The organism is Streptomyces sp. NRRL S-1022 (assembly GCF_000720135.1).
Classification (GTDB): domain Bacteria; phylum Actinomycetota; class Actinomycetes; order Streptomycetales; family Streptomycetaceae; genus Streptomyces.
The window spans coordinates 278,260-291,114 of sequence record NZ_JOIU01000011.1; the positions used below are offsets into that span (position 1 = coordinate 278,260).

Annotated in this window: 7 protein-coding genes; all 7 read left to right on the forward strand. The window is 75.4% G+C overall.

Going from position 1 to position 12,855, the window contains the following annotated elements; all coding sequences use genetic code 11:
* Window positions 1-16 precede the first annotated feature (16 nt).
* The 7 genes from IG05_RS0117205 to IG05_RS45365 all read left to right on the forward strand — a co-directional run bounded on the left by IG05_RS0117205 (window position 17) and on the right by IG05_RS45365 (window position 12,431).
* Window positions 17-1,219, forward strand: coding sequence for an NAD(P)/FAD-dependent oxidoreductase (locus IG05_RS0117205; RefSeq protein WP_037813932.1), 1,203 nt, complete (start codon window positions 17-19; stop codon window positions 1,217-1,219).
* A gap of 747 nt (window positions 1,220-1,966) precedes the next feature.
* Entirely contained in the window at window positions 1,967-2,170 is a 204-nt protein-coding gene (locus tag IG05_RS0117215; RefSeq protein WP_030343471.1) for a thiazolylpeptide-type bacteriocin, read from the forward strand.
* Between the two features lie 276 nt (window positions 2,171-2,446).
* Window positions 2,447-5,356 carry a lantibiotic dehydratase gene (locus IG05_RS0117220; RefSeq protein ID WP_158838937.1) on the forward strand — a complete coding sequence of 970 codons (2,910 nt, stop codon included), beginning with the start codon at window positions 2,447-2,449 and terminating at the stop codon, window positions 5,354-5,356.
* Window positions 5,353-6,594: a lantibiotic dehydratase C-terminal domain-containing protein gene (locus IG05_RS0117225; protein ID WP_030343478.1), complete on the forward strand. Its 1,242-nt coding sequence runs from the start codon at window positions 5,353-5,355 to the stop codon at window positions 6,592-6,594. Before IG05_RS0117220 ends, IG05_RS0117225 begins: the two co-directional genes overlap by 4 nt.
* A complete protein-coding gene (locus IG05_RS0117230) occupies window positions 6,591-8,699 on the forward strand; it encodes a hypothetical protein (protein ID WP_158838939.1) in 2,109 nt (702 codons plus the stop codon). Before IG05_RS0117225 ends, IG05_RS0117230 begins: the two co-directional genes overlap by 4 nt.
* Window positions 8,696-10,672 (forward strand): TOMM precursor leader peptide-binding protein, encoded by a 1,977-nt coding sequence (locus IG05_RS0117235; protein WP_030343482.1) that lies wholly within the window; start codon window positions 8,696-8,698, stop codon window positions 10,670-10,672. The genes IG05_RS0117230 and IG05_RS0117235 overlap by 4 nt, the downstream gene beginning before the upstream one ends.
* Before the next feature lie 7 nt (window positions 10,673-10,679).
* A complete protein-coding gene (locus tag IG05_RS45365) occupies window positions 10,680-12,431 on the forward strand; it encodes a thiopeptide-type bacteriocin biosynthesis protein (protein WP_078894273.1) in 1,752 nt (583 codons plus the stop codon).
* Window positions 12,432-12,855 lie beyond the last annotated feature (424 nt).

Genomic DNA, 12,855 nt, shown 5'->3' on the forward strand with positions numbered 1-12,855 from the left:
AGACAGGAGCAGCCTCATGCAGCACCGCATCGTCGTCCTCGGAGCCGGCTACACCGGAGCCGTCGCCGCCGGCCGCCTCGCCAAGCGGCTGCACCGTGGCGACGTCACGATCACCCTCGTCAACCCCGAGCCCGACTTCGTCGAGCGCGTCCGGCTGCATCAGCTCGCGACCGGTCAGGACCTCAGGCCGCGGCCGTTCAGCGAGATGTTCGCGGGGACGGGCGTGGAGCTGAAGCTCGCGAGGGTCACCGCCGTGGACGTGGAGCGCAAGACGGTGGCGATCACCGCCACCGACGGCCCCGAGCGGGAAGTGGTGGGCTACGACACCTTGGTCTACGCCCTCGGCAGCGGCTGGGACGACGGTGGCGTACCCGGCGCTGCCGAACACGCCCACGACGTCTCCAGCCGCCCCGGCGCCCTGCGGCTGCGCGACCGCCTGGCCGCGCTGGGCGCCGGCCGGCCCGTGGTCGTGGTCGGCGGCGGCCTGACCGGCCTGGAGGCCGCGACCGAAATCGCCGAAGCCCGTCCCGACCTCAGCGTCACCCTGGCGGTCCGTGGCACCCTCGGCGACTGGCTCTCGCACAAGGGGCGCGCCCACCTCCGCAAGGTGGTGGACCGACTCGGTATCACGGTCCACGAACACACGGCGGTCACCCGTGTGACGGCGGACGCCGTGACGACGGCCGACGGCCGGACGATCCCTGCCGAGGTCACGCTCTGGACCACCGGCTTCGCCGTCCACCCCATCGCCGGGGCCACCACGCTGGAGGTCACCGACCGCGGCCGGATCGTGGTCGACGCCACGATGCGATCGGCCTCCCACGAGGACGTGTACGCCGTGGGCGACGCGGCCATGGCGATCGGCCCGGGCGGCAAACCCCTGCGGATGTCCTGCGCCTCGGGCGTTCCCATGGCCTGGCAAGCCGCCGACGCCATCGCCGCCCGCCTCGCCGGCGTCGAGACTCCTCGGGTCTCCATCCGCTACTTCCAGCAGTGCGTCTCCCTCGGCCGCGAGGACGGCCTGATCCAATTCGTGACCGCCGACGACCGGGCGGTGGAGCGTGCCCTGACGGGCCGTTGGGCCGCCTTTTACAAGGAACTGATCTGCAAGGGCGCGGCCTGGGGCGTCACCCACCCGACCGCCGGGATGCCGTCGCGACGCCGGCGGGTCGGGCACCCGCGGACCCCGATCGACGCCTCGACCCGGGCTGCCGCCTGACCCCGAGTCCGGTCCGGGACGAACAGGCGTCGCCCGAGTAGTAGGGGGTTGCCGCCGGCAACCCCCTCAGACGGAGGCGAGGTGCCGGCCCGGGAAGTCCCGTATTGGCCCGGCCATCTGGTCCGCGTGGGTCTCCAAGGGGAAATGGCCGGTGGCCGGCATTCCGGGTGCCGTCGTGGGAGCAGACCCGGTACGCCGAGACCGTCGCCGTCCGCGCCGAGAGCCGAGCGGCAGTTCGCGCCCCGCACCGGAGCGATGACCTTTTTCGGCCGGGCGGGCGGCCGGCGGGGCGAGTCGACGGTGACCGGTAGTGCACCCTCAAGGGCGTGACGTACGCCACGCGGACAGGTCCGATTCGCTCCGGGATATCCGGAAGGGGCGACTCCCCATCAACGGAGGTGCGGCATCCGTTTGCCGGAGCCCTCGCATACTCCATGGACATCTGAGAAAGATCCATCACACAAAGGACACGGAACGTCACACTTCGTTTACCAAGGACCAGGCCAACCGCGTTCGTGGCACCCCTCCGCGGCACGCCAGGACACACCGAACCGGGACGATCACAACGGGCCAATGTCTGGATTGGCCTTGATGCTGCCCTCGCCCGAGATCCAAACTCACTGCTGTACGGCGAATGATCGTTCGGCCTTTCTCCAGCTGGGTGCTGTTCCCCCATGCCTTCTTCGGCGTGGTCACGCCGCCGTTCCAGCGGCGTGTTCCGGTCTTTCTCTCTCGAAGGAGTTCGTCATGTCTCTTGGCCAGAACAAGCAGGACGCCCTGGAGCTTCAGGACCTCGCGCTCGACACGGACCTGGACCTCACCGACCTGACCGTGACGTCGCTGCGCGACACCGCCGCGCTGCCCGAGAACGGAGCCTCGTGGGGCTCCTGCTCGTGCCAGGGCTCGTCGTCGTGTGCGCAGCCGCAGGACAACGGCCCCGTGGTCCTCTGACCTCACGCAGGATCGGGACCCTGCCCTTCGAACCCGAAGGGCGTGACGCACCGTTCTGATCCGCCGCCGGTCCCGCGTTCCGCGAGACCGGCGCATCAGGGTGGTCATCGTGCGGCCGGCCGGCTCGCCCAGGCCCGCCCGGCCGGCCGTACGGGCCCGCGCCCGCTTCCGCCCAGCCGTCCCGACGCGGACCGCCGAGGCCGCCCGGCCGGCCCGCGTTCCCGCCTGCTCCATCGATCCCACCGCCCTCCGAGCCGTATGCCGGGAGCCCCTGTCATGTCGTACCCCACCTCGCCGGCAGCCCCGGTGCGCGTGCCGCCGCCTGACCGGGCCACCCCGTCAGGACCGGCTGGGACAGACACCGAGGCGGACCGGCACGATCAGGTGGACGGCTGGGATCCGGCAGACCCGTACGACTGGATGGCGCCGTACGCCCTCGTCCGGACGACCGTGCTCGCGTACCCCGCCGAGACCGCCCCTTCCGCCGCGGTGCGGGCCCTGCTCGCCCGGCTCACCGGGCTGGCCGGCCGGGACACCGCTCTGCGGGCGGCCCTGTGCGACGACCTCTTCGCCGCGCGCGGCACGCACGACGAGGATTTCCACCGCCGGGTGGTTCTCCCGCTCCGCCGTGCCCTGCACAACGGCCGTGAGCCCCGCCCCGCCCTCCTCGGGCGACTCGGCACCCTTCCCGACCGGGTGCCGCGGCTCGTCGACTGGCTCGCCCTGCGTGAGCTGCGTGCCCGGCTGCTGGACGAGCTGGGCGCGGCCGTCCCGCACGCCCTGGCCGCCGAACGCGGCGCACTCGCCGACCTCTGCCGTTCCCCCGCCTTCACCCGGGCCATCGCCCTGACCAGTGCCGACCTGCTGCAGGCGGTCAGCAGGGCCGGCGAGGGCGCGACCGGGCGGTGGGTACGCAAGCAGGAGGCCTCGGTTCTGCGGCACGCCCTGCGGGCCAGTACGAAGACCAGTCCGCTGTCGTGGTTCACGGCCATCGGGTGGGCGGCCGAGCCGATCGCCGGCACCACGTCCACCGCCGCCCCCGCGCCCCAGCCCGCCACCACGCCCACCGCCGCGCCGGTCTCCGTCGTCAAGGAGAACCGCACGCTCGTCGCTGCGCTCACCGCGGCCCTGCTCGACGAGCCGCGCCGCCGCCGTGCCCTTCCCCACCGGATGACGAGCACAGCTCGGGTGGCCGACGGGCGGGCCCGCTTCGCCCGCGCGGAAGCGCTGTTCGCCGGTGGCCGGTACCTGGTCAGCAGGGAGGACACGGCGGAGGTGGCCGCCCGCCCCGCGCTGGACACGCTGGCCGCCGCCCTCGCCGACGGCCCGCTCACCCTCGGCACGCTGACTGCCCGGCTCGCGGCCGGCCTGGGGCGCACGGCCGACGACTCCGCCGTCACGCGCTTCGTGGACCGGCTCGCCGATTCGGGACTCCTCGTGGCCGCCGAGCCGGTCGACCCGCAGCGCCCCGCTCCCCTCCTGGCACTCGCCGACTGGCTGAGCCAATGGCCCGCGGACGCCTTGCTGGCCGACCGGATCTCCCGACTCGCCCACGACACGGCCCGGTTCTCGACCACCCCCGCCACCGAACGCCCCGCCCTGCTCGCCTCCCTGACCGGCCGCTGGCACGAGCTGCTCGCCGACACCGGGCGGCCCGTCGCGGCCGACGCGGCCCCGCTGACGGTCCTCACGGAGGATGTCGTCTTCCCCGTTCCCCTGTCCCCGCGCCGCCCGACGACCGCACCGGATACGCCGGATACGGGTGCGGACACGACGGGAGCGCCGTACGAGGACCGTCCTGCCGGGTACGATCCGTTCACCTCCGCCGATCACGCCGCGCTCACCGAACTCGCCTCGGTGGCCGAGCTGTTCGACCTGGGGCATGTGATGAGCCGGGTCGCCCGGGACCGCTTCGTCGCCCGCTACGGGGAAGGCGGCGTCTGCCGCGACCCATGGGACTTCGGCGCCGACACCGCCGCCGCCTGGGACGAATCCGGCAGCCACATGGCCCGGCCGTCCGACGATCCCGGACTGCCGGCCGGACTGGCCGAACTCACCCGGCTGCGTGAGGAGTTCACCCAGCTGGCACGGGATGCGGCAGGACCGGCCGGGGAGACGGCCGCCGAGATCCTCCTGCCGGCCGGTCCCGTTCGTGCCCTCGCCGCCCGCCTGCCCGACTGGACGGCCGCCCGGCCCGTCAGCTACTCCCTCTTCGTCCAACGGGCCGACGTCGCCCAACTGGCTCAAGAAGCAGACCTGTTGTGCGTCAACCACGTCTACGGCGGCTGGGGCCGGTTCACCAGCCGTTTCCTCGACGCCCTGCCGGCGAGCGCGGCGGCCGCGGTCGGCGAGCGCGTGCGGCGGGGCCTCGGGGACGCTCGGGCGGCCCAGATCCGGCCGGTGGGCGGGTTCAACGCCAACCTCCACCCGTTGCTGCTCACCGAGGAGGTCGGGCCCGACCGCGGCCGGACGTCCCTCTCCGAGGCCGACGTGGATCTCGTCCACGACACGGCCACCGACCGGCTGCGGTTCCGGGTACGGGCGACCGGTGACCTGCTGGACGTGCTCTACCTGGGTTTCCTCGCCCCGGTCATGCTGCCGCAGCGGCTCGCGCCGTACCTCTGCGACCATCCGGCGGGAGTGGTGGACTTCCGCCCGCTGCTGCCCCGGCACGTCATGGCCGCGCCGGGCGGACAGGTGGTCCGTACACCACGGCTGCGCCACCGCCACCTGGTGCTGGCCCGGCGCCGTTGGCACTTCGGGCCGGCCGCGCTCGACGCGCTGCGCGCCGACCTCGCCGCGGAGGAGCGGGAGGTGCCGGCCGCTGCGGTGGCCCGCTGGCGGGCCCTGCTGGACCTGCCGGAGCAGGTGTTCGTGCACCCGGTTCCGCAGCCCCCGGCCGGGCGCGCCGTCGACGACTTCGTCGCGCGGCTGCGGGCGCCCAAACCGCAGGCGCTCGACCTGGGCAACGCCCTGCACCTGCGCTGCCTGGGCAATTGGCTGACACGTCATCCCCGGGGCGTCGTCCTGGAGGAGGCCCTGCCCGTCTTCGGCGGCCGGGACCGGCCCGCCCGTGCCGTCGAGTCCGTCGTCGAAACGTACCGCCCGGCACGCCACCGTACGGCCGCCCCTGCCGCACTTCGGCCCACCGCCCCGCCCGCAGCCCGTCGAGGAGGCACCCGATGAACGCCCCGGCCGGCCCCGCCCGCGCCGCCGCACCCGAGTCCCCGGCCACGCCCGGTACCGCCCTGGCCCTCGACGTGGTGCTGTACGACTACCGCGAAGACAAAGCCCCGATGCTGCGCGAGGTGGTACTGCCGCTGGCCCGCCGGGCCGCCGCCGAGGGACTGGCCGCGCATGTCGAGCGGCACTGGCTGTACGGCCCGCACGTGCGGATCCGGCTGCGCGGACCATCCGGCGCGGTGGCCGCGGCCGCCGACCGCACCGCGGCCACCCTGAGCAGCTGGACCGCCGGCCACCCCTCGGGCGCCCGCGTCACCGAGGAGGAACTGCTCACCCGGGCCGCGGTCGCCGGCCGCGCGGAGCTGATCGCCCCGCCGTACGGTCCGCTCGTCCCGGACGGCACGGTCCGCGTCGAGCCGGTCGACGAGTCGTCCCTGCGCGCCCTGATCGGGACCGACGGGGCCCGGCTCCGTGACGACCTGCTGGCGCTGGGCCTGCCGGCGCTGGAGACCGGGTGCGCGTTCCTGGGCGGGCACGGCGCCGCGCCCGCCGCCCGGGTGCAGCTCGTGGTCGCGGCGCTGGCCGCGCACGCCGCGGCTCACCCGGAGGGGCTGATCGGCGGTCACTACTCGTTCGTCTCGCACCTGGAGGACTTCCTGGTGTACGAGGACGAGGGAGGACGGCTGCGAGCGGCTTTCGAACGCCGGTGGCAGGCCACAGAACCGGCCGTCACCGCGCTGGTCGAGCGGATCACGGGCGGCGGGGCGGCGGGCTGGGAACGTGCCTGGGCCGACTGGTCCGCCGAGGCGTGGCGCATCGCGGAGAAGCGGTTCGCCTCGGGCGCGGACTTCACCGGGGACCCCTTGGAGTACCGGAACCGCGCGGCGGCGCTCGGCGACCGGACGGTGGCCGAGCGCTGGGATCAGGACGGACGCACCCGCTTCAGCGAGTTCCACCGCCGGCTGCGCCGCTCGGACCCGCAGGGGACGATGTGGAGCCGGCCCGACTACCAGATCTACCGGGCCTGTACGAACGCGCTCTACCGGCTGTTCGCGATCTGTGACGTACGGCCCGTGGAGCGTTACCTCGCCGCGCACCTGCTCGTACGCACGGTGCCGAAGCTCACCGGGCACACCTGGCAGGCCCGCGTCGACGAGGTGATCGCGTCGGTGGAGGGTTCCTCGTCGGTTAAGGGCTCCTCGCCGGTGAAGGGCCTCTCGCCGGTGGAGGGTTCCTCATGACCACCGCTTCCGCCGCATCGGGGCCGCCGGAGAACCGCGTTGCGGGCGCGGAGCCCGTTCATCCGGCACCGGAGGCCCCGCTCCCGTCCGTGCCGACGTCGGTACGGCGGCTCCGGCTGCGTCCCGGCGTGGCCGTCACCCCGCTGCTCGCGGGCCTGCACCTGCGCGGCCGTGGCGTCGGGGTCACCCTGGAGGGCAGCCGCGCGCTGCCGGTCCTGTGGCGTCTGCTGTCGGACCGGCTCGGCGCGGACCCGCACACTGCGGATCCGCACACTGGGGACCCGCATGCTGCCGTGGAGCGCGCGGTGCCCGTTGACGGCGGCGCGCGGGCGGACACCGGGGCCGGGGCCGTCAGCCGGCTCCGGGCCGGCGGCGCAGCGGGAGTCGGCCTCCGGAGCGAGGGCGCCGCGAACGACCAGGCCGACCCCCGGGTGGAGGCCGCGCTGAACACGCTCACGGCCCGACTGCGTGAGCACGACCTTCTGGTCGAGCACCCCGACGGTGCCGAACTCCGGCCCTGGCCCGGTTCGTCGGCCGCCCACCCGGCGCAGGCCGTCGAAGCGATCCGGACCGCGCGACCGGTCGTCGCCACAGCGGATCCCCGGGGTCCGCTCGCCGTCGGTCTCGTAGCGGCGCTGTCCCGCTCGGGCGCGGCGCCTCGGGTCGCCACCGACGTCCGATTGCCCCCGGACCAGGCCGTGATCACGGCCGACGCGCCGTCCGGAGCCGTGGCAGTGGCCGTGTCCTGCACCGCCGACGGCGGCTTCGTCACCGAGCCCGGACCCCCACACCTCGCCCGCTCCGACGCCGCCGCCATCGCCGGCCGCCTCGGCACCGACGACGACACCACCACCGGCAGGCCACCGAGGACGCCGAGCGGTCCCGCGGCCACGCGGTCGCGGTCGGCGGCGCCTGCCCCCACACCGTCCGGGACTCCCGCCGGTGCCAGGGCGCCGCAGCGGACGGCTGCCGCCGGCGGACCGTCCCGCACGCACGCCGCGTTGCTCGCCGGTGCCGCGGCCGGACGGCTGCTCGCGGTCGTCGCCGGCCTTCCCGACCCGGCCGCACCAGAGGACGCCTCCCACATGGAAGCGAGCCGACACCCGGCGGTACTGATCGCCCGGGCCGATCCGCCGGCAGCGACGTACCACCCGTGGGCCGCGGCCCCGCGCGCCGGCCGCCGCCGGCCGGACGCCCCGCCCGCGCCGGACCTCGGGGAGGCCCTGCGCCGGGTCACTGACCTGGGAGACCCGCGTCTGGGAGTGCTCGACGCACCGCTGCCCGCGAACCTGCCGCAACTCCCCGCGTCGCTCGTGTCCTGCCGGACCCCGGCGGGACCTCTGGTCGCCGGAGCGGTACGGGCGGACCTCGCCCGGCTGGAAGCGGCCTGCCGGGCCGCCGAACTCGCCCTGGGCGACGGCTCGTCGGCACCGGTCGTCGGGGCCGGCCCCGACCACGCCCTCGGCCGGGCCCTGCGCCGCGCCGCCCTCGACGGCATCGACGGCATCGAGCGGGGAACCGTCCTGGCCGCGGAGCGGGATCCCGCCGCCGCGGACGCCCGCGCGGGCGGCGTCGGTGACGACGCCTGGCGCACGCACTCCCAGGCCCGCCACTGGTGGACCGTGCTGACCGAACGCATGGGCCGTACGGCCGAGCTGTCGGTCCGGCGACTCGGTTCCGGAGGGGTCCACGTGGCCGTCATCCGGGTCCGCCCGGCCTCCGGCGGCACCGGTGCCGGCCCCGGCACCGTGAGCCGGGCCGTCGAGGCCACCGCGGCCGACGCCGTGGCCCTCGCCGCCCTCGACGCGGTCACCCGCGCGATGGCGGCGGAGCACGTGCCGGGCCCGGCACGGCACACCGCGCTCAACGGTGCGGTGGCCCCGCTCGCCGCGGCCGGTGCCGAGCCGGCCGGCTGGGCGGACGAGGGCTGGACCGACGCCTGGCTGGCCGGGATCGCCGCCCGGGAACCGGCCCTGCACGTCGCTCTGCGCCGTCTGACCGGCCTGCGTCCCACCCCTTGGCGGGGCACCGGCCGGCCCGCTCTCACCCAGGCTCTGCGCGCATCCGGGTTCACGGTCCTGGCCGGGCCTGGAGGTACACGATGAACACCGCGGATTCGTACGCCCTGCCCGTCCCGCTCCTGGATCCGGAGGCGGCACTGGTGACCGTCCGGGGAGCCGCCGTCGTACGGCTGACCGCGTGGGACCTCGCCCTGGCCGAGCGGCTCAGCCGGCACGCCCTGGCCCACCCGGTGCGGTTCGTGCCGGTGCGCGAGGACGGGGCGCTGACCGTGATCGGACCCGTGCTCCATCCCGGGGCGCGGGCCTGCGCCGGCTGCGCGGAGTCCCAGCGGCTGGCCACCGCGGGCGGCCGGGTGCCGTGGCACAGCCCGCGGCTGGCGCTCGGCGGCACCGGGACCCCGCCGCTGGCCGAAGCGGCGCTGCGACTCGCGGCGGACCTGCTGACGGCCGACCCGCTCGGACCGCAGCCGCCCGCCGCCGCCCTGCGCGGCCGAAGCGCAGCCGGCCCGCCGGGATCCGGGCCCGGCGCCCCGGGCCCGGTCGAGGACGGGGCCGTCGTCCACGTCCTCCACGGCGACCGGTACACCTGGTCCAGCCACCGGGTCCGGCCGGTCGGCGGCTGCCCCGTGTGCCGGCCGCTGCCGGACGACTCCCCCGCCGCCGCCCGGTTGCCGGCCGATCCCCGGCCGTTGCCCGATCCGTCGGTGCTGCGCGGCGCCAACGCCCGGACGACACCCGACCGGTTGCGGGAGGCATTGCACGACGAGCGGTTCGGACCGGTGCGCCGGCTCTTCCGGACCGAGGATTCCGCGTTCGCGCTGACCACCGCCTGGGTGACGGACGGCCGCCCGCTCGATGACGGCGGTTACGGCCGGTCGGGCGACTTCGAGTCCAGTGAACGGGTCGCCCTGTTCGAGAGCGTGGAGCGGTTCGCCGGAATGCGGCCCACCGGCCGCCGTACGGTGCTACGCGCCTCGTACGCCGGCCTCGTCGCGGCGGGCGGGCACGCCGTACTCGACCCCGTCCGGCTCGGCCTGCCGGACCCCGAGTTCGACGGCCACCCCGCCCGGCGGACCGTGCCGTACTCCCCGGATCTCGCGCTCGACTGGGTGTACGGCTGGTCGCTCACCGAGCGCCGCGCGGTGGCGGTGCCCGAGCACGTGGCGTACTGGGACGTACCGGGCCCGGACCGGCCGCGGGTGGTGTACGAGTCCTCGAACGGCTGCGGACTGGGCAACAGCCCCCAGGAGGCCGCGCTGTACGGGCTGTTCGAGGTCGCCGAACGCGACGCCTTCCTGATGGCCTGGTACGCGCGCACTCCGCTGCCCCGGGTCGCCGTACCCACGGACGACCCGGAGGTCGCCCATCTGGCCGACCGCGCCGCGCTGCTGCGCTACCGGCTGACGCTGCTGGACGCCACCAACGACCTGGGCATACCCGCGGTGATCTCGCTCTGCCGTTACGAGGGCGCGCATCCCGACGCGCCCCGTGCGTTCCTGGCCGCCGGTGCTCACCACGATCCCCGGGTGGCGATCCGCTCGGCGGTGGCCGAGGTGGTCACCAACGTTCAGGAGGCCGCCCGTCGTTCGGGCCCGAGAGGTCCCCGGGACCCGGAGCGGCTGCGGCCGATGCTGGACCGCCCCGAGCTGGTGCTTGACCTCGACGACCACGTCGGCCTCAACACGCTGCCCGAGGCACAGCCCCGACTGGACTTCCTGTTCACCGACACCGCGGAGACGGCCTGGCACGAAAGGTGGCCGGGGGCGCCCGAGCCGGTGACCGACCTGACCCGGCTGCTGGACCGCACCGTCGAACGACTGGCCGCCGGGGGACTGGAGGTCATCGCGGTCACACAGGACGAGCCGGGCGTACGCGAAAGGCTGGGCCTGCGCTGCGCCAAGGTGATCGTCCCCGGCACGCTGCCGATGACCTTCGGGCACGTCAACCGCCGCACCGCGGGACTGGACCGGCTGCTGGAGGTACCCCGCCGGCTGGGCCGTACCACCCGGTCGCCGCACCATGACGAACTGCCCCTCCACCCCCATCCCTTCCCGTGAGGACGCGATGACGACCGCCCACCCCCGCCCGGTCCCCTCCGGGGCCGCGTCCGAGGACCCCGCACTCCCCTGGCACAGCCTCCACCTCGCCCTGCACACCGGTGGCGCGGAGACCGACGCGTTCGTCACCGACGACCTCGCCCCGCTGATGGACGGGCTGATGGCCGGGCTGACCGCCGACCCGCGCACCGCCTGGTTCTTCATCCGCTACGGCGAGGGCGGCCCTCATCTGCGCATCCGCTTCCGGGGACCGCTGCCGGCAGATGCGGTGGCCGGACTGGCCGCCGCGCTGACCGGGTTGGCGGCGGCCCGGCCGGCGGAGTTCACCGGCCCCTGGCCACTGCGGCACGGCGAGGTGCGCGAGGTCCCCTACGTCCCCGAGACCGAGCGCTACGGCGGCCCTGCCGCGCTTCCCCTCGCCGAGGAGGTGTTCACCCATTCCACCCGAGTGGTCGTCGAAGCCCTGCGCGCGGCCCCGGACCGTGCCGCCCGGCTCCCGCTCGCCCTCGACCTCGCCCACGCCACCGCCCAGGCGCTCGGCCTGGACGAACTCCAGGCCGCGGGCTGGCTGCGCCGGCACGCCGCCTCCTGGCGCTGGATCACCGAGGTGGAGCCGCTGCCCGGGGCCGCCGTCCACTCCCGGGTGAACGGGGTGTTCGCCCTCCAGCGGCCGGGACTGGTGCGCCGGGCCGGGGCCCTGCGCACCGCCCTCGACACGAACAGCGCCGCCCCGTGGCTGACGGAGTGGGTACGCCGGGTCCGCGCCGCGGACGCCCGGTTGCGGGACACACTGCCCGCCGAGCAGGCCGCCCACCGCCTGCCCTGGGTGTGGGCCTCCCAGCTGCACATGCTGTTCAACCGGCTCGGCGTCACCCCCGACGAGGAACGCGCCGTGTGCCACCTCGCGGCCCGCACCCTGCTGGAGACCGAGGACGACCCGGGGTTCTTCCCCACCGGGCACCGCGCGGCCGACTACCAGTACCTGGAGCGCAGCAAGTTCCGGATCGGACGGCCCGAGGACACCGCGCTGCGCGACCTGCCCCCGCCGGCGGCCCCGGCGGCCCGGCCGGCGGCCGAACTCCCGCTGCCCGCCGCTCCGCTGCCGGACCTGTCCTTCGCCGAGACACTCCGCCGGCGCAGCTCCGTGCGCGGGCCGCTGTACGGGCCGCTGGACGCCCGGACCCTGGGCGGGGTGCTGTGGTCCGCGTACGCCGAGAGCCACACGACGCACCGGCCGCTCTCCGACGGCACCGTACGCACCCTGCGGCACCGCCCGTACCCGAGCGCCGGTGCCCTCTACAGTGTGCGCGTGCGTCTGCTGGCGCTGGACGTCGCGGGGCTGGCCGCGGGCACGTACCACTGCGTACCGGAGCGCCACGCCCTGCTCCCCATCGGTCCGGCGCCGGCGGTCGCCGACCTCAAGGCGCTGTCCTCGTACTTCTCCCGGCCGGCGGACGACCCGGACGCGGTGGGCATCGACGAGGTCCCGGCGGTGCTCACGGTCCACCTCGACCTCGGACTGCTGCGCCGCCGCTACGGTCTGCGGGCACTGCGGCTGGGTCTGCTGGAGGCCGGCCACCTCACACAGACACTGCTGCTCACCGCGGCGGCGTTCGGCCTGTCCACCCTCCCGCTGGGCGGCCTCCACGACGACCTGGCCCATGAACTCCTGGGCCTCGACGGCCTGGACGAGCCGGTGCAGTACCTCCTCCCGCTGGGCCGTCCCGCCCCTCCCCGCCCACCCCGAGCCTCGTCCTAGGAGCAGGGACCTGTCCGGGGCAGGTCCCTGGCTCCCGACGCCGCTCCCTCACCCCGCTCGGGCGACACACCTCCTCGCGGGAGGCCCTCTGTGGCGGACATGGTCCCGTAAGACCCCCGCCGGACGCGTGGGCACTCGTCTGCGCGCCGACCGGCGCCTGCACCGGGGGCCGGCCCTGTCGCGGCGATGACGCTCCCAGCGACGGGATGGCGGGTCAGCCCCCTGGATGCCCGGCCGACCCGCAGGTGGGCCGGTTCGTGACCGTGGCCGCGGCCGTCGGTGGGCCGGCTGTCCGGCCTCCAGCAGGAGCGACCGCGCGTCTTACGCGAGCGGCACCCCATCGCCACGGTGGCGTGGAGCCCGCTCGCCCGGGGGGCGGTCCTCGGTGACCAGCCGGTGGTGGGAACTTGCCGAGAAGTACGGC

What these genes read in the sequence shown, in the direction of transcription:
- IG05_RS0117205 (WP_037813932.1), top strand. Translation starts at nt 17, where the DNA reads ATGCAGCACCGCATCGTCGTCCTCGGAGCCGGCTACACCGGAGCCGTC.
- IG05_RS0117215 (WP_030343471.1), top strand. Translation starts at nt 1,967, where the DNA reads ATGTCTCTTGGCCAGAACAAGCAGGACGCCCTGGAGCTTCAGGACCTC.
- IG05_RS0117220 (WP_158838937.1), top strand. Translation starts at nt 2,447, where the DNA reads ATGTCGTACCCCACCTCGCCGGCAGCCCCGGTGCGCGTGCCGCCGCCT.
- IG05_RS0117225 (WP_030343478.1), top strand. Translation starts at nt 5,353, where the DNA reads ATGAACGCCCCGGCCGGCCCCGCCCGCGCCGCCGCACCCGAGTCCCCG.
- IG05_RS0117230 (WP_158838939.1), top strand. Translation starts at nt 6,591, where the DNA reads ATGACCACCGCTTCCGCCGCATCGGGGCCGCCGGAGAACCGCGTTGCG.
- IG05_RS0117235 (WP_030343482.1), top strand. Translation starts at nt 8,696, where the DNA reads ATGAACACCGCGGATTCGTACGCCCTGCCCGTCCCGCTCCTGGATCCG.
- IG05_RS45365 (WP_078894273.1), top strand. Translation starts at nt 10,680, where the DNA reads ATGACGACCGCCCACCCCCGCCCGGTCCCCTCCGGGGCCGCGTCCGAG.